Origin of the sequence: Limosilactobacillus sp., assembly GCF_022651205.1 — a bacterium.
GTDB lineage: Bacteria > Bacillota > Bacilli > Lactobacillales > Lactobacillaceae > Limosilactobacillus.
In genome coordinates this window covers 1-15,982 of sequence record NZ_JALCQI010000015.1, presented here as the reverse complement: position 1 = coordinate 15,982, position 15,982 = coordinate 1, and the positions used below count along the sequence as shown (strand labels likewise).

16 protein-coding genes are annotated in these 15,982 nt (G+C 41.1%); 12 read left to right on the top strand and 4 right to left on the bottom strand.

Translation table 11 applies throughout. The annotated features are described in order from the left end of the window. The first annotated feature begins 26 nt into the window (after positions 1 to 26). The 5 genes from LKJ51_RS04480 (at position 27) to LKJ51_RS04460 (ending at position 5,615) form a co-directional block, all read left to right on the top strand. Positions 27 to 422: an EbsA family protein gene (locus tag LKJ51_RS04480; RefSeq protein ID WP_291979706.1), complete on the top strand. Its 396-nt coding sequence runs from the start codon at positions 27 to 29 to the stop codon at positions 420 to 422. Then, the gene (gene lspA, locus LKJ51_RS04475) at positions 422 to 874 is read left to right on the top strand and encodes a signal peptidase II (RefSeq protein ID WP_291979708.1); all 453 of its coding nucleotides are present in this window, start codon (positions 422 to 424) and stop codon (positions 872 to 874) included. Before LKJ51_RS04480 ends, lspA begins: the two co-directional genes overlap by 1 nt. After that, the gene (locus LKJ51_RS04470) at positions 874 to 1,788 is read left to right on the top strand and encodes an RluA family pseudouridine synthase (RefSeq protein ID WP_434737678.1); all 915 of its coding nucleotides are present in this window, start codon (positions 874 to 876) and stop codon (positions 1,786 to 1,788) included. Before lspA ends, LKJ51_RS04470 begins: the two co-directional genes overlap by 1 nt. A gap of 258 nt (positions 1,789 to 2,046) precedes the next feature. Continuing rightward, on the top strand, positions 2,047 to 3,129 hold the full coding sequence (locus LKJ51_RS04465) for a carbamoyl phosphate synthase small subunit (RefSeq protein WP_291980134.1): 1,083 nt from the start codon (positions 2,047 to 2,049) through the stop codon (positions 3,127 to 3,129). Beyond that, positions 3,129 to 5,615 (top strand): ATP-binding protein, encoded by a 2,487-nt coding sequence (locus LKJ51_RS04460; RefSeq protein ID WP_291980133.1) that lies wholly within the window; start codon positions 3,129 to 3,131, stop codon positions 5,613 to 5,615. Before LKJ51_RS04465 ends, LKJ51_RS04460 begins: the two co-directional genes overlap by 1 nt. A gap of 77 nt (positions 5,616 to 5,692) precedes the next feature. On the opposite strand, the gene LKJ51_RS04455 is transcribed toward LKJ51_RS04460, so the two are convergent. Continuing rightward, positions 5,693 to 7,381 carry an NFACT RNA binding domain-containing protein gene (locus tag LKJ51_RS04455; RefSeq protein ID WP_291980132.1) on the bottom strand — a complete coding sequence of 563 codons (1,689 nt, stop codon included), beginning with the start codon at positions 7,379 to 7,381 and terminating at the stop codon, positions 5,693 to 5,695. A gap of 205 nt (positions 7,382 to 7,586) precedes the next feature. On the opposite strand from LKJ51_RS04455, the gene LKJ51_RS04450 reads away from it, so the two are divergent. Next, a complete protein-coding gene (locus LKJ51_RS04450; protein WP_291979916.1) occupies positions 7,587 to 8,465 on the top strand; it encodes a DegV family protein in 879 nt (292 codons plus the stop codon). Beyond that, positions 8,462 to 9,088, top strand: coding sequence for a hypothetical protein (locus tag LKJ51_RS04445; protein WP_291979914.1), 627 nt, complete (start codon positions 8,462 to 8,464; stop codon positions 9,086 to 9,088). The genes LKJ51_RS04450 and LKJ51_RS04445 overlap by 4 nt, the downstream gene beginning before the upstream one ends. 54 nt (positions 9,089 to 9,142) lie before the next feature. Here the strand turns inward: LKJ51_RS04445 and LKJ51_RS04440 are convergent, their stop codons facing one another. Beyond that, positions 9,143 to 9,799 (bottom strand): HD domain-containing protein, encoded by a 657-nt coding sequence (locus tag LKJ51_RS04440; RefSeq protein WP_291979913.1) that lies wholly within the window; start codon positions 9,797 to 9,799, stop codon positions 9,143 to 9,145. A 27-nt stretch (positions 9,800 to 9,826) separates the two neighbouring features. Continuing rightward, on the bottom strand, positions 9,827 to 10,471 hold the full coding sequence (locus tag LKJ51_RS04435) for an endonuclease III domain-containing protein (RefSeq protein ID WP_291979912.1): 645 nt from the start codon (positions 10,469 to 10,471) through the stop codon (positions 9,827 to 9,829). Between the two features lie 181 nt (positions 10,472 to 10,652). Between LKJ51_RS04435 and LKJ51_RS04430 the strand changes: the two genes are divergently transcribed. From LKJ51_RS04430 to LKJ51_RS04420, 3 genes are all read left to right on the top strand, one after another. Next, positions 10,653 to 11,180 carry a GNAT family N-acetyltransferase gene (locus LKJ51_RS04430; RefSeq protein ID WP_291979911.1) on the top strand — a complete coding sequence of 176 codons (528 nt, stop codon included), beginning with the start codon at positions 10,653 to 10,655 and terminating at the stop codon, positions 11,178 to 11,180. A 180-nt stretch (positions 11,181 to 11,360) separates the two neighbouring features. Then, the gene (locus LKJ51_RS04425) at positions 11,361 to 12,056 is read left to right on the top strand and encodes an AzlC family ABC transporter permease (RefSeq protein ID WP_291979910.1); all 696 of its coding nucleotides are present in this window, start codon (positions 11,361 to 11,363) and stop codon (positions 12,054 to 12,056) included. A gap of 1 nt (position 12,057) precedes the next feature. Next, positions 12,058 to 12,411: a branched-chain amino acid transporter permease gene (locus tag LKJ51_RS04420; protein ID WP_291979909.1), complete on the top strand. Its 354-nt coding sequence runs from the start codon at positions 12,058 to 12,060 to the stop codon at positions 12,409 to 12,411. Between the two features lie 64 nt (positions 12,412 to 12,475). Here LKJ51_RS04420 and LKJ51_RS04415 read toward each other — a convergent pair whose 3' ends face one another. Then, entirely contained in the window at positions 12,476 to 13,843 is a 1,368-nt protein-coding gene (locus LKJ51_RS04415) for a DHA2 family efflux MFS transporter permease subunit (protein WP_291980131.1), read from the bottom strand. 148 nt (positions 13,844 to 13,991) lie between these two features. On the opposite strand from LKJ51_RS04415, the gene LKJ51_RS04410 reads away from it, so the two are divergent. Then, complete coding sequence (locus LKJ51_RS04410) at positions 13,992 to 14,426, top strand: CopY/TcrY family copper transport repressor (protein WP_291979437.1); 435 nt, start codon at positions 13,992 to 13,994, stop codon at positions 14,424 to 14,426. A gap of 2 nt (positions 14,427 to 14,428) precedes the next feature. Continuing rightward, on the top strand, positions 14,429 to 15,982 hold a 1,554-nt coding region (locus LKJ51_RS04405), incomplete at its 3' end, for an ABC1 kinase family protein (RefSeq protein WP_291980130.1).

The following is a 15,982-nucleotide window of genomic DNA, read 5'->3' as shown; positions in this document are numbered from 1 at the left end:
ATTCACCTCATTTGAAAGGAATAATTATGGAAGAAGAAACTCGTTATTTTTATCAACCCAACCTTACTACAACCATTATTAGCTGGTGCTGGACCTTTTTAATTTTTATTGCTGGGTTAGTTGTTTGGCTTGAAATTACCCACTTCCAATGGGTAACGGCGCTTCTCTTTTTAATTTTTATTATTGTAACGCTTCTGGGAATCTTTCGGCGAACCGTCTTGATTACGCCGACAAAAATGGTCTTTAGTCGAGTCTTACAAAAGGATTATCTGATTATCCCGCTTACTGATGTTCGGCAACCACAGTTTACTAAACATACGGCTAACTTTACCGTGAATGGGGAGGTTTTCGATTTTGCCTTTTCTAATAAGGCAATTCGTCGTCTCAAGCTAGCATTAGCTAATCTTCAGGAGGCACAGTGATGATCCTTTTTGCCTACCTTTTGCTTACTCTAATATTGATTTGCTTAGATCAATGGTTGAAATTTTGGGTAAGTACTAATATTGTACTGAACCACAGTCAGCATTTTATTCCTGGAGTAATGGACTTAACGAATCTGCATAATTATGGAGCGGCCTGGAGCATGTTTCAGGGACAACAGCTATTTTTTACCATTGTAACGGTTATCGTTATTGTTGGGATTGGATACTGCTTCTGGCGTTTTCGTAATCAGCATTGGATTTTACTGGCCCTTAGTTTGATCTTGGCTGGAGCTATTGGGAACTTCATTGACCGGTTATTTCAGGGATACGTGGTTGATATGTTTGAATTCTTACCGGTTAACTTTCCGGTATTTAATATTGCAGATATGTGTTTAACTGTTGGGGTTATCTTACTGATTATTATTGTACTTCGTGAGGATGAACAAAAGTGATGGACAAGTTGAAATTAACAATTGATTCATCAATGACCGGGCGAATTGATAAAGAATTGGCTCATCACATAACTGGTATTTCACGTTCACAATTACAGAAATGGATTGAGGACGGAAACGTTACGGTAAACGGGACGACTGTTAAGCCAAAGTATAAGTTAGCTGTGGGGGATGAAGTGGTTGTTCAGCCGGAAAAACCACAAAAGATCGATCTAGAGCCGGAAAATATTCCTCTGGACATTGTTTATGAGGATGATGATGTGATCGTTGTCAATAAACCCCAAGGGATGGTAGTTCACCCAGCTCCTGGTCATCCCAATCATACCCTGGTTAATGCGCTTCTTTATCATTCACCCTTATCGACCATCAATGGTGAATTTCGACCGGGAATTGTTCACCGAATTGATAAGGATACTTCCGGGTTACTGATGGTCGCTAAAAATGATTTAGCTCACCGTTCTTTAGCAGCCCAGTTAAAGGCCAAGACCACTCAGCGTGAGTATGTTGCCCTTGTCCATGGTGTAATTAAAGAAGAGCGGGGAACGATTGATGCTCCGCTAGGTCGTTCAAAGAAGGACCGGAAGAAGCAAGCAGTGGTTGACGATGGTCGTCATGCGGTAACGCACTTCAAGGTTTTAGAACGTTTTCAACACTATACCCTCGTTAGCTGTCGTCTAGAGACTGGTCGAACTCACCAAATCCGCGTCCACATGAAGTACATTGGCCATCCGTTGGCGGGAGATCCACTCTACGGACCACGAAAGACGCTTCCCGGAAATGGTCAGTATCTTCATGCGCGACTTCTTGGCTTTAAACACCCGCGCACTGGTGAGCAGATGACATTTACATCGCCACTTCCGGATTACTTTCAACAAATGATTGATCACCTCGAAAAGACTGATCAACCTTCATAAAAAACATTTAATTTTTTACTACCAGTAGTTTCTAATTCTACAGAGTCTAATTACGGGGAATAACCGAAGCCCTCGTGTCTAACTACGAACGATTCTGATGATTTCATCATCATTCATCGTTCTAGGTTAGCCTTCCAGGCTTCTGATAAGGTTATTCCCCAGCTTCTTTTAAATTTTAACCCAATATACCTTTGAAACGCTTCCGATCATTTATATAATGGTTAAGGAAACAAATACGGTGGAAAAGGAGTGAGCATCGTGGCAGCACGCTACCTAATCTTTGAAGATGGAACCATCTTTGCGGGTGATGGCTTTGGCTCACCAGCGGTAACCTTTGGTGAAGTGGTATTTAACACAAGCATGACGGGTTACCAGGAAATTATTACTAACCAGATTTATGACAATCAAATTGTCACGTTTACCCAACCAAATATTGGTGGTTATGGAATTCAACGGAATATCTACGAGTCAATCGTTCCAACCGTTAAAGGAGTGATTGTTCGCTCGCTATCAAACGTTGCAACTGATAATATTCGTCGGTTAACTTTGGATCAATACCTGAAGCAAATGAACATTCCGGGGATTACCAATATTGATACCAGGGCGATCACTCATAAGCTTCGTGATGCTAACGAACCGCTAAAGGGAAGTATTGTTCCTGTTCCGGATGATCATGCCTTTGATCAGCTCCATGCAACTGTTCTTACAAACCAACAGGTAGCTCAAGTATCAACGCCGAAGCCATATCCTAATCCTGGTGTAGGGATGAGTGTTGTCGTGGTTGATTTTGGATTAAAGAACGGGATCCTGCGAGAACTGAGTCGACGGAAGTGCAACGTCACTGTTTTGCCATATAATGCGTCTGCTGATGAAATTCTGCGACTTGATCCTGACGGTGTAGTCCTTTCTAGTGGCCCTGGTGATCCTCATTATGTAAAGTCATCGGTTCTTGAAATGATTAGGAAGGTTCAAGAGCAAGTGCCGCTTTTTGGAATTGGTCTCGGTCATGAGCTTTTTGCGCTAGCTAACGGTGCTCAGGTGATCCCATTAGGTGTCGAGCATCACGGGATGAACCACCCGATCAAAGAAATTATTACTGATCATATTGTTTATGCTAACCAATCAGAGGGCTATACAGTCGATTGGAGTACGGTGGACCGGTCGAAATTATTTGTTACCTATACCGATATGATCGACAGTAGTGTTCAGGGATTACGTCACCGGCAATATCCGGCCTTTTCTGTTCAATTCTTCCCAGATGGTGCACCGGGACCGGATGAGACGGATGGCCTTTTCGATGAGTTTATCGACACAATGAAGAGGAAGGAGGAACGGCGGTAGTGAAAAAGCTCAAGTCAATTTTAATTATTGGTGCTGGCCCTAATAATATCCAGCATGGTGATGAGGTCGACTCCGCTACTTACCAGTTGGCAACGTATCTTCACCGGGTAGGAATTACCACGATTTTGGTAGATAATAACCCATTTTCGTATAGTCTGAATGATTCTTCGATCATTGATCATTCGTCAATTGGTCCGTTAACCGTTGATCACCTTACTGATTTAATTGAGAAGTACCATCCCCAAGCAATCCTTCCAACATTAGGCAATCGGCAGGCATTCCTTCTTACACAAGAGCTACTAGAAAAAGGGATCTTGCGCGAAAAGGAGATTGAACTTCTTGGTGTCCCAGAGGCTACCGTGCGTCAAGTTAATAATCCTGTTCTTCTGGAGCGGACACTTCGACGAATGGATGCACCAATGAAGAAAATTGCGACCGTTAATAACTATCCAGATGCATTGGAAGAGGCAAATAAGCTTGGCTATCCGGTAATTATTCGTTCGGTTTTGCCGAAGATTACGAGTACCCGGCAGATTGTCCATGAACAAGGTGAATTAGCAGCGGCCGTTAGTAAGTGTCTAAGCCATTCACGGGCGGAACAGGTTTATGTTCAGCAAAGTCTTGCGGGTTACAAAGAAATTGAGGTAGTTGTCCAACGTGATCAGTCGGGAACCATGATGATGTTAGGAATGGTTGAAGACATGGATCCAATTGGGATTCATGCTGGTGATTCAATTGCATTTAATCCGGCCCAGACATTACTTGATCGCCAAATTCAAGACATGCGGGATACCGCATTTGCAATTACCAGGAAGCTCCGAATTGTTGGGGTTAACCATATTCAGTTTGCTCTCGATCCCGTTAGTGATAACTTTTATGTGATTAAAAATAGCCCGTACTTCGACCGGATGGTTTCTTTTGTTGCCCAGTCAACTGGCTATCCAGTAGCAATGGTTTGTGCTCAGCTTTACTTAGGTAAAACTCTCCGGGAAATCGATCTTGGCCCGGGCTTTGCAAAACACGCGGCCTTGATTGAACCTGTTATGGATCACATTGCAGCTCGTGTTCCAGTATGGGGATTTAGTTCTAAGCAGTCAGAGGAGCAGTTACTAGGAACTGAGAAAAAATCCGTTGGGACGGTCTTTGGAATCGGCCGAAGTCCAGCAGAAGCTTTATTTAAGGCGATCGAATCTCGTTATCATGAGCCAACTGACTTTCACCTGCAAACGCAAGAAAAACTTTCTGATGATGAACTAGTTGATCGCTTGATCCATCCGCATGCTGAGCGCCTCTTTTCACTCTTAGAGGCAATGCGACGTGGCTATACTGCTTACGAATTAGTTGAAATGACAAAGATTGACCCGTTCTACTTTGACCAACTATCAAAGATGAAGGAATTAATTACTGAATTAATTGAGCATCCGGGAAAAGAGCCAACCTTAGTCAAGGCCAAGCATAATGGCCTTAGTAATAAGTTGATCGCTAAGCTTTGGAAGACAACACCGAAAAATGTCTACCAAATGTTACGGGATCATAATTTGACCGTTAAATATAAAGAAGTTGAGCCATCTGCAGGTGAATTTGAACAACATACCCAAACCTTCTATTCAGCATACGAAGATGAAAACGAAGCACTAACGTTGCCACAACCGAGTGCAATGTTTATTGGCACGGGTGGTTTACGTCTTGGCCTGAGTAATGCGGGAGACTTTTTTGTTGCTTCAATGATGATGCAGCTTCATCGGCAAAACTTCCACACGATTATTATGAATTGTAATCCAAGCTCGGTAACATTAAATACGTTAATTGCTGACAAGCGGTACATTGAGCCAGCCTCTCCAGAAAATGTCCTTTCTGTTGTTGGAATTGATCAGCCACAATTAATCTTTATTCCTGCCAGTTATACTAGTTTATTGGAAACACTTAAGGAGTATGATTTGCAAAGTAAGGTCATTGCGTTGCCTGATGACCGTTTAGGAAGTCTTAAGCCAAGATCAAACCAATTAGTTGCATTAAACTATATTTGGGATGGAAATCATGCTAAGTTCTTAGCATCAACAGCTGCCCTTCAGTCTGCTACTAAGTTGGACTATGAAATGATTAATTTGCGATTACCCGCAGAGATTTCTGGTGATGAATTAAAGAATTTACAAGATAAGGCACGGGAAGTTGTTGAGCAGCAGACAACAGCAGGCTTTTATCAAGTTGTCTTTGAACAACAGGGTCTTGAATTTAAGGCTTTGACTATTCAATCAACTAGTCTTCCGGAAGTTGCCTTTCTTTCAAAATCACTTGGGATCAATCTCCCAGCACTTCTTGGTCGAATTGTGAGTGGTGATGAAGAATGCCTCAATAAAGTCGATATTCCACAATCACAAGGAACAGCAATCTATCGAGCAACATTCCCGTTTGAATCTCTTCATATGAAGCCACAGGAAACACCCGGTCCTGATAAAATTATTGGGGCAGAGATGCAGTTTATGTAATTGGTTATTTGTTGTAATTGAAAAAGCTTCTGATTGAAGATGATGTCTTTAATCAGAAGCTTTTTCATGTAGGAGACTTATTTCTCCAACTTATGTGGTGTCACATACAACGTCTTCTGCCCCCGGAATGTTACAAAGCCTGGTTTGGCTCCGTTTGGCTTGTGAAGGCGCTTGGCAGGGAGGTAATCAACAGGAACATTATCTGAGTCCCGGCCTTTAGAGAAGTAGGCAGCAAGTTGTGCCGCTTCTAGAAGTGTTTGGTCATCTGGATCACCATCACGGATAATAACGTGAGACCCGGGAATATCCTTAACGTGGAGCCAAATGTCATTCTTATTGGCAATCTTGAAACTAAGGCGATCGTTTTGCAGGTTGTTTTTACCAACAAGCACGGTTGTCCCATTACTGGTATGAAATTCTTCGGGTTTACTTACTCTGACCTTACGCCGCTTCTTACTCTTTTGGCGCTTCTGCTTGATGTAACCCTGTTGTTGAAGTTCCAGCCGAATTTCTTGAATATCTGCTGGAGAAGCTAAATCAATCTGACTTTCAATGTTTGCAAGGTAGTTAATCTCATCATTGGTTAACTTTAATTGTTCATTAACGTATTCGACAGAAGTTTTAAGCTTATCGTACTTTGTAAAGTATTTTTGGGCATTTCGTGAAGGAGATAGTTCAGGATCAAGACTAATCTTTAACGGCTTATTGTCATCGTAGAAGTTTGGCAAGGTAATTTCTGTCATCCCGTGAGTTAACTTGTCCAAGTAGGTAGTTAATATTTCACCACGAATACGGTAATAATCAGCCTTAGCGGCATCTTCTAATTGTTGGTTTAACTTTTTAACCTTACGCCGATCCTTCTTCAATTCATTATGGAGAACCTTGAGAACTTGTCCAGCTAGTTCCTTTGAACGATCCCGTTCGGCTTTTTGAGCGTAAAAAGCATCAAGCATTACGGAAAGGGTGTCGTAGTGGGAAAGTTGATCTTCTTTCATGTTACTAGGAGCAAATGCGCCAAATTGTTGTTTTCCTTTGTCATCATCATAGATCACTGGATCCGGATTTTCGAAATGCTTAAGAAAGGAGTGATAGGTAGTCGGTAAATCATCACTTGCCTGTAGTTCCCGTGCTAATTCTTGCGCAGATTGGCGGCCAAGCCCTTGATAATGGCTTTGTAGTTCATTTGCTAGTTCGTTGTCACTTAAATCTTTCCGTATCAAATCGGTGTAAATCTGGTTTGGCAAGTACGGATTAACCTTATCTTGCTTTGGTGGCATGATGAAGGTCGCGCCAGGGAGCAGAAGGCGAACCCGATTTTGATCCGAACCAACATGCTTAATCGTATCAATAATCTTACCGGTCTTTTTGCTTACCAGCGAAACGTTACTATGTCGCGCCATAATTTCAATTATCAGAATTAACCGTTGCTGATCACCGAGTTCGTCTCGGGTGTTAAAGTTTAATTTAATAATCCGGTCATTATCAACCTGCTCAATTGAATCAAGGATTGCACCTTCAAGATACTTCCGCATTGTCATTGCAAAGTTACTTGGGACAGCCGGATTTTGGTACGCAATTTGGGTGATTTGAATCCGAGGATAGGTTGGATTGGCCGAAAGGAGCAGGGAGTAGTTATGTCGATGAGCACGAATCGTCATAATTAATTCTGCTGGATATGGTTGGTTAACCTTGGCGACTCGTCCAGTTGCAAGAGTTGCGTTTAGTTCATGAACGATTGCATGGGTAAAAAAGCCATCAAATGCCATTGGATGTATTCCTCCTTTTAAACGTTTACGTAGCGGTTACTATTATAACGTTTGTTCCACCCAATAGACAATTCTAAGAATCTAGATTATTGGTTTCTCTAGATTGATGTGGTATTCTATATCTATTACAATGTTGTTAAAATACCTTTACTATGCAATTATTCATTATTATTACGTTAACAACATTCTAATGGGGGTAGTGTTAATGAAAATCGCTGTTGTAACTGACAGTACCTGCTATCTTACTAAAGAGGAGATCGCAGCCAATAACATTCATGTGGTACCAATTCCATTTACGTTGAACGGTAAGACCTACCGTGAAGGAGTTGACATCACTACTGATGAGTTTTACAAACAACTAAAGACTGCTAGTACTTTTCCCAGTACATCTCAACCTTCAATCGGTGAAATGATGGAGTTATACCAACAATTAGCTGATGAGGGGTATGAGGCTGTAATTAGTATCCACCTAGCTAAAACAATTTCGGGATTTCTCAACAACATCATTCAGCTTTCTGAACAGATGAAGGACACGATTAAGATCGTTCCGTTTGATTCTGGAATTACCGTTAAATTAATGGGTTACTTAGCAATTGAAGCCGCTAAGTTAGCTAAGCAGGGAGTAAGTCTTGAAGAGATTATCAAAAAGTTGACCGAATTGAAGGATACTATTCGCGATGTCTTTGTTGTTGATGATTTACAAAACCTTGTTCGTGGTGGTCGACTTTCTAACGCGTCCGCCTTTGTTGGTTCAATTTTACGGATTAAGCCATTGTTGTCCTTCGATAATCCAAATCACGATATTGAAGCATTCGAAAAGGTTCGATCAATGAAAAAAGCAAAAGCTCGTTGTGAGCAGCTCTTTAACGAATCAATTGAAAAATTGGATTATCCAGTCCGGGCAATCGTATTTCACGCTAACGATCAAGAAGCTGGCGAAAAATGGTTGAATAAGCTACAAGATGAACACCCCGATATTCATTTTGAATTATCATACTTCGGTCCAGTGATCGGTGTTCACTTGGGTCAAGGTGCGTTAGCATTAGCTTGGATCCAAGATACGGAAAAGAAGCCATTACCATGATGAAAAGGATTCATTTATTTCATGTTATTGTGTGGATTGCAATTTTATTAATAATTTGTCTTTTATCACCGTTAAATTTCCGGGGTGTGTTGCCAAGTGGAACGATTATTGCACCGATTACTGCTTTACTAGCAATTACGGTGATTCCCTTACTAGGGATGCTTAGTTCTACCTTGTTGATTATTGCTTCCCAGTTAATCTTGTTGCTTGTTAATCAGAGTGACTGGCTCACAGTAGTAGTTACCGCATTGACAGCCCTTTTTAGTGGATGGGTAGTTAGGTGGCAGCAGGCAAGCTCACAAGAACTTCGGCACCAGCAAATGCTTACTATTGGGATTTGTAGCGGCTTAATCATCCTATTCTTGCTTGAGATTGCTTATTTAATTGTCGGTTGGCGATTAACTGGTAATGGTGGTGGAATGCTTGAGGTAGCTCGGTTAGCACTGCCAATATCGTTGTTAACCGGTTTATGTTACGCCTTGTTAATACCGCCACTTAGTATTCTCTTAATGCAAATTGGTAAACGGTGGTTACCCAAAGCTCGGAGTAACCAAAATTCTAAAGATGAATCAGTAATTATCGATTTAAGCAAGCACGAAAAAGATAAAAATAATCAGAATTAAAATAACTCCTTAAGAGAACTAAAATTGAGCGTTCTCTTAGGGAGTTTTCTTGTCTTAAGCTTCTGCATTCCATTCCTTATGAAATTCATCTAGGAAGTTGAGCATTACTTGTTGACGGTGAGTTGCAATTGCCTTGGCGGTTGGGGTAAAGAGCTTATCCTTTAGCCCTAACAGCTTTTCATCAAAGTGGTTGATAATTGTTTCGTCATCAAGGTTGCGGTATTCCGCACGACTCATGTTATGACGAGGCTTAATCTGTGGATCGTATATTTTTTCATGGTGAGCACCACCGTAGTAGATCGCTCGAGTAATCCCCAAGGCACCAATGGCATCAAGCCAGTCAGCATCACGAACGATCTTGCCGACTAGTGAAAGGTGAATTTCACCCTGATCGAGGGTGTGGGCAAAGGAAATATTTGCAATAACGTCCATAATAGTAGCAACGTCCTCAGCACTAAAGCCGTTATTTAATAAGTAATCATGGAGTTCCTGCTTAGCTGCGGAAATATTGGTAACCAGCTTCTCGTCAATCGTATCATGCAAGTACGCGGCAACTACCGGAAGAAAGGGATCCACCTGCTCACCAGCAGATAATCGGCGGGCCATCCTGACTACCCGATTAATGTGATCCATCCCGTGGCCAGTCTTGTCTTTACCCAATTTTGCGACGGTGTATTGCTTTGCAGCTTCAATTTGTTCTTGATGATTCATAATATGCATTCCTTATTTTAAAATTAGTTAGTTAATAATGAGTTCGTCACCGGCTAAAAAGCTTTGGACGAACTTGGTGCGGGGATGAAAGTAGATCTTCCCAAACTCATCAATGAGACCGTGAAAATCTTGGGCTTCTTTGATGGTAAAATCTTCAGGTAGCCTTACCTGTCGCGCGAGACTTTGGTAGTCAGTTAACCCGGTGACACCTAACTCGGTGAACAGGATTCGGGCATACTTATCACTAATAAAGGTTGGGATCTCAAAGATATAGGTGAGGAGAACGTCGGCGGTTTCATTACCGATCCCGTGGAGCTTGAGAAGCTCTGTTCGTAGGCCTGGACCGAAAGAACGGGCAATTGCTTGGTAATTATAGTCATATTGAGCTAGCCAGGTAAAAACCGTTTTGACTGCCCGACTTTTATTCTTATAGAATCCAGCAGGTCGAACAAGATCCTGTAATTCTTTATCGGTTAAGTGGCAGATCTCATCAGGAACGAACCCCGTCTGTTTACGGAATCCGGCAACTGCTCGATCGGCGTTTCGCCAGTTGGTATTTTGAATCATAATTGCACCAATGATGATTTCTTCCTTTGAATCAGCCGGCCACCAACCGGAGTCACCCCTGTGTTGGTGCATTTTGCTGTATAGATCAGTAATGGTTAGCTTCATGATAGACCTCCCATATAAAAGGATTGAGTATCTTTAATTTATCATTAATTCGAGCTTTGCGGTAGGATAGATTGTGAAAGAACATTTAGCTTGCATATTTGATTATTAATATGGTAAGTTTATATGGTTGTTAATTTGTGAAATAAAAAAATTAAATTATTTAGAAGGGAAGGTAATACGAATGCAATTACGCAAAGCTACCATGGAAGACTTAGATACAGTGATGGATATTCTTCGCGATGGTCGAAACCAATTAGCAGAACGGGGAATTGATCAATGGCAAGGTGATTACCCGAACGAAGAACATATTAAAGAAGATATTCAGCATGGCTGGGCATATCTCGTTCAGTCGGATGATGGCCAAACTGTGGGTGGTTTATCAATTATTGATGCACCAGACCACTCATACGACGAACTTGACGGTAAGTGGCTATTGGATACTGATAAGTACCAAGTAATCCACCGGGTTGCCATTCATTCTAAGCATGCCGGTCACGGTTATGCTTCAAAGCTTTTTGTTAGTGTAATTGATTACATTAACAAAAATCGCAAGGATATCAAGTCATTACGGATTGATACTCACGAAAATAACGAGATCATGCAACACTTGATCACTAAGCATGGTTTCACTAAGGTTGGGGAGCTTCACGGTGTTTACCGGCCTGAAGAAGAATCTTACGTTTACGAATTAATTACACAAGCAGATTAATTATAGTTATAGGTTGTTAAGACATGATACCGATAGTTGGTGTCATGTCTTTTTTATTATCGAAAATCAAATAATCGTTATTTGATCACATTGTAATGCATACAATTTAGTCCTTGTATGCATCATGACCGTCCGCTAAAATAAAAGTCAATTGATTTTAATTCCGAGGGGGAGTAAGTAATGAAAAAGCTGGACGGTGAATTTCGTTTTGCGCTGGAAAAATCAATGCCAGTCCTGTTTGGCTATGTCACACTTGGTTTAGGTTATGGCCTTTACATGCATAACCTGGGCTTTTCTTTTTGGTACCCAACATTAATGGCGTTAACAATCTATGGGGGCTCAGTTGAGTTTGTGATCGCCAACATGTTGGTCCAACATTTTAATCCGTTTAACGTTCTGCTGATTACTCTTGTGGTTGGCTTTCGGCAATCATTTTATGCGATCTCGATGCTCAAGCAGTACGGGCATACCGGTTGGCGAAAATGGTTGTTAATCTTTGGCTTAACTGATGAGACATTTGTTATTAACCACTATACCAAGGTTCCTCAAGAAATGAGCCAGGTAAAGGTTAACACCTGGATTACTTTACTTGATTGGGGCTACTGGGTTCTTGGAGCCTTTTTAGGTGGCTTTTTAGGAAGTATTTTGCAACTCCAAGTAAAGGGCCTTGATTTTGTTATGACGGCCTTATTCATCGTTTTGGCGTTAGATCAGTTTTTACAAGAAAAGAGTCATGTTAGTTCAATTAGTGGAGTTTTAATTACCATTGCCAGTTTATTAGCCGTAGGGAAGACGTACTTCCTGGTGGTTACTCTGCTCTTATTAGTGGCGGAATATTATTATTTAACCAAGCGTCGAGCAAAGGAGGAAAAGTAAAATGACAGTTGTTCAGCAAATAGTTTCGATTGCCATTGCTGCGGTAGCAAACTTCTTTACCCGTTACATTCCTTTCCTTATTTTTGGTCGCCAAAAGACTGGCAAGGAAGAATTAAGTCCATTCATTGAGGGGCTGGGTAATTTTTTACCACCAGCGATTATGGGAATGCTCGTGGTTTACTGTTTCAGAAATGTTCATTTTCTCAGTGGTGATTTTGGTTTACCAGAAATTATTGCTAGTATCATTACAATCCTCGTCCATCTCCGAAAGCGAAGCATGTGCTTATCGTTGCTAGTAGGGACAATTAGCTATAATTGTGTTGGTGAATTTTGTTTTCTAGATAAAGAGGAATAATTAAAAACTCAAAAGCCAGATAATGAGTCAATTTTAGATCCATTATCTGGCTTTATTTTATATTCTAGCTTTTTATTCGGTGATAAAGCTTCCTGCTAAGAACTAGCGAAATCAGGAGAAGAACTAAGCAAAAGGCAAATCCTGATTGAATCCCTAAATGGGAGGTTGAACTGTGGACGAGGTGGTTTACGATACCAACAACTGAGACGATCAAGGCTGTTCCAAACGCTGCTGCAATTTGTCGCAGGGTATTAAAACAGGCAACCGCGTCGGGGACGATTTCGTTGGGTAAGAGCGAAAGTGCCTGGGTTTGCAACGGAATCAACATTGTTACAAGCCCAAATTGCCGGACCGTTTGGAAAACTGTAATGATCACCACCGAACTTCGGGCACCGATCATTGCTTGACCCGTTGTCCCGATAATATCAATTAAGAGCCCAGCACCAACAAGCCATTGGATCGGGTAACGGTCGTAGAAGCGGCCACTTGTCGTTGATAACAACCCAGTAAGAATGGCTCCGGGAAGAACGGCGATTGCGGAGATCACGGTACTTTCACCTAGAACAATTTGAACAAGAAGGGGAATTAAGATCGCGTTCCCATACATTGTTGCGGTAATCAGCATGTTAATTGTTGTTGCTAAAAGAAATTGTTTATGCTCAAACACGCCAAGATTGATTAATGGGTGGTTACTCCTTCTTTGATTAAGATAAAAAAGGATAATAAACGTCAAACCAATAATTGCCATTCCACCAACATTAAAGGATAATAAGTCGTAGTTAGAAACATTTGAAAGTCCCATTAGTAATGACCACAATCCAATTGTAATCACTGTAAAGCCAAAACTGTTAAACTTGGGAAATTCATTGTGGGGAATATAGGGAAGCATCCAGAGCGATAGGAGTAAGGTAATTACCGCAAATGGAATAATTAAAATAAATAAGTATCGCCATGAAAGGTAATCAAGCATGAATCCGGATACCGCTGGTCCTAAAATTGGTGCACAGTTGAATGCTAATCCAATGATTCCCATTATTTGTCCTTTCTTACCAGGAAGGGCGTACCGGATCGCCAGGACGTTAACAAGCGGCATCATCATTCCAGCTCCCACAGCCTGAATCATTCGGGAAATTACTAGGAGATTAAAGGAATTAGCTAATCCACCAGTGATGGTTCCTAAAAGAAAAATTGCTGTAAAAAAGATAAATAGCCATTTAAAAGAAAATCGTTTAATAAGGTAGGAACTAACCGGAATCATCAACGCGTTAACTAACATATAGCCATTAGTTACCCATTGGACATGAGCTTCAGTAATATGAAAAACGTCCATAAATGTTGGCAGTGCAATATTCATTAGTGTTGAGCAAAGAATTCCAAAGAAAGTTCCAAAAACCATTATAATTAGGGACCGCCTAATTCGCTGGTCACTCAAAAGCATCGGCTCCTTTTATACAAATTATAATAACTAATGGTGTAGTTTAGCAGATCTCAACCTAAGCTACAATAACCATTCATGCTAAATCAGAAATTGTTTGACGGCTACGATTGACAGGTGTAAATTTTAAATTGAGGTGAAATGCATGGAAGAAAAAACAGATATCACACCGGCTGAGTGGCAAATTATGAGAATTATTTGGTCACTAGGTAAGTCCACTAGTACCCAGGTGATTAATCTCCTCCAACAAAAAGTTGATTGGAAACCGGCAACGATCAAGACACTATTACGGCGACTGGTCGAAAAAGGCGCTTTAGCCACGACTAGACAAGGACGCGGCTTTATTTATACCCCCCTAATTAAGGAACAGATAACAATGAACGATGCTGCCGATCAGCTGTTCAATAGTATTTGTGAAATGCATGTTGGCGCAACGTTAAGGCATGTAATTGAGGGCGCAACTCTTAGTAAAAAGGATATTGATCAACTTCAAAAACTGTTAGCAGGTAAAAGAGAGCAAGCCCCTGATAAGGTCAATTGTAACTGTGTTCCGGGGATGAAAATGAATTGTGAGGGATAGTAATGGTTGAACAAGCGATACCGTCTCCAGGAAAGCGACTACGCCGGATTATGCAAGTAATGCGCGAGTATCATTTTCTGAGTAATTTTTACCATCAAAAGAATCCGGATGAAGTTTGCCAAGCCTTAGAAGAGCTGGGACCGACATTTATTAAGATGGGGCAAATTCTTTCAACCCGGTCTGATTTAGTCAGTCCTGAATATGTTAAGGCCTTTCGCAAACTCCAGGATGATGTTCCTGCTGATGATTTTGCAAGCGTGAAGGAAACCTTTGAAACGGAGACCGGAAAAAAGATTTCTGCTGCTTTCAAATCTTTTGAAGAAAAGCCATTTGCGTCGGCCTCAATTGGTCAAGTTCATCACGCAGAATTGAAGGATGGGACGTCAGTTGTTGTGAAGGTCCAACACCCTGATGTTACTAAATTAGTTAGTACTGACCTAGCACTTTTAAGACGGGCGGTTGAACTACTAAAATACGTTCCGACCGGAATCAGTGTCGTTGATCCGATTAAGATCTTTAACGAGCTTAGCAATTCCTTGAGAAAGGAAATTGATACAATTCAGGAAGCTAAGAACGGGATTGAATTTTATCGTCTAAATAACGATCATTCAATTATTCGTGTTCCTAAGGTCTACCTTGAATACTGTGCGCCTAAAATTCTCGTTAATGAAAGTATGCCGGGAAAAAGCATTAAATACTTAGCCAATACACCATTAAGCAAGAAACCGGCTAAAGCAAAGGAACAGCAGGAAATGCGTCACCAGATTGCTCAGGCCTTAGTAAAGAACTTTTTAAAACAAGTTTTTGTTGATCACTATTTTCAAGCCGACCCACATCCCGGAAACATTTTAATTCATGAAATGTCCCAAGATGAGCAGCAAGCAAGAAAATTCGAAACGACCAAGAGCTACCAAAAACAAGTCGGCTACACTAATTTCAGTTATCAAAAGCAGGAAGCACTACCACCGTATCAGGTTATTTGGATTGACTTTGGGATGATGGGGAGGATTTCCCCATCAACAGCAGACGGGATTGCGAAGATTGTTTTAGCAATCAACTCCCAGGATATTCATGAAATTGGCCAAGCAATCATTCCAATGTGTGAACAGACCGGGCCCCTGAATGAGCAGAAATTTTATCGTGAATTGGGAAGATTCTTACGTCCGTATTTGAATACTGGCCTTGCGGATATTAATTTTACAAAGATGCTTTATCAAATTGTCCAATTATGTCAAAGTAACAATCTTCACATCCATTCTCAAGTGACAATGTTAGTCCGTGCCTTTGGTATTTTAGAGTCGGTTATTGCTAAATTGGATCCATCATTATCCATGCTTGAAGTTGCTCGACCATTTGGAAAGCAGTATTTAAAACAACATTTTGATCTTCGGCACCAACTGGATAATAGTTTGTGGAACAGCTATCGTGCTGTAAGGGATATTACCCGAATGCCAGGGAAGCTAAATACCTTTTTTGATGCGATCAGTGAAGGAAATGCTCGAGTTAATCTTCACTATTCTGATCAAGAAAAGTTAATGAAGTGGGTTAGTCGGATC

Excerpts from the sequence above, each read along its gene's own strand:
- LKJ51_RS04480 (WP_291979706.1), top strand. The coding sequence starts at position 27 with ATGGAAGAAGAAACTCGTTATTTTTATCAACCCAACCTTACTACAACC.
- lspA (WP_291979708.1), top strand. The coding sequence starts at position 422 with ATGATCCTTTTTGCCTACCTTTTGCTTACTCTAATATTGATTTGCTTA.
- LKJ51_RS04470 (WP_434737678.1), top strand. The coding sequence starts at position 874 with ATGGACAAGTTGAAATTAACAATTGATTCATCAATGACCGGGCGAATT.
- LKJ51_RS04455 (WP_291980132.1), bottom strand. The coding sequence starts at position 7,381 with ATGGCATTTGATGGCTTTTTTACCCATGCAATCGTTCATGAACTAAAC.
- LKJ51_RS04450 (WP_291979916.1), top strand. The coding sequence starts at position 7,587 with ATGAAAATCGCTGTTGTAACTGACAGTACCTGCTATCTTACTAAAGAG.
- LKJ51_RS04445 (WP_291979914.1), top strand. The coding sequence starts at position 8,462 with ATGATGAAAAGGATTCATTTATTTCATGTTATTGTGTGGATTGCAATT.
- LKJ51_RS04440 (WP_291979913.1), bottom strand. The coding sequence starts at position 9,799 with ATGAATCATCAAGAACAAATTGAAGCTGCAAAGCAATACACCGTCGCA.
- LKJ51_RS04435 (WP_291979912.1), bottom strand. The coding sequence starts at position 10,471 with ATGAAGCTAACCATTACTGATCTATACAGCAAAATGCACCAACACAGG.
- LKJ51_RS04430 (WP_291979911.1), top strand. The coding sequence starts at position 10,653 with ATGCAATTACGCAAAGCTACCATGGAAGACTTAGATACAGTGATGGAT.
- LKJ51_RS04425 (WP_291979910.1), top strand. The coding sequence starts at position 11,361 with ATGAAAAAGCTGGACGGTGAATTTCGTTTTGCGCTGGAAAAATCAATG.
- LKJ51_RS04420 (WP_291979909.1), top strand. The coding sequence starts at position 12,058 with ATGACAGTTGTTCAGCAAATAGTTTCGATTGCCATTGCTGCGGTAGCA.
- LKJ51_RS04410 (WP_291979437.1), top strand. The coding sequence starts at position 13,992 with ATGGAAGAAAAAACAGATATCACACCGGCTGAGTGGCAAATTATGAGA.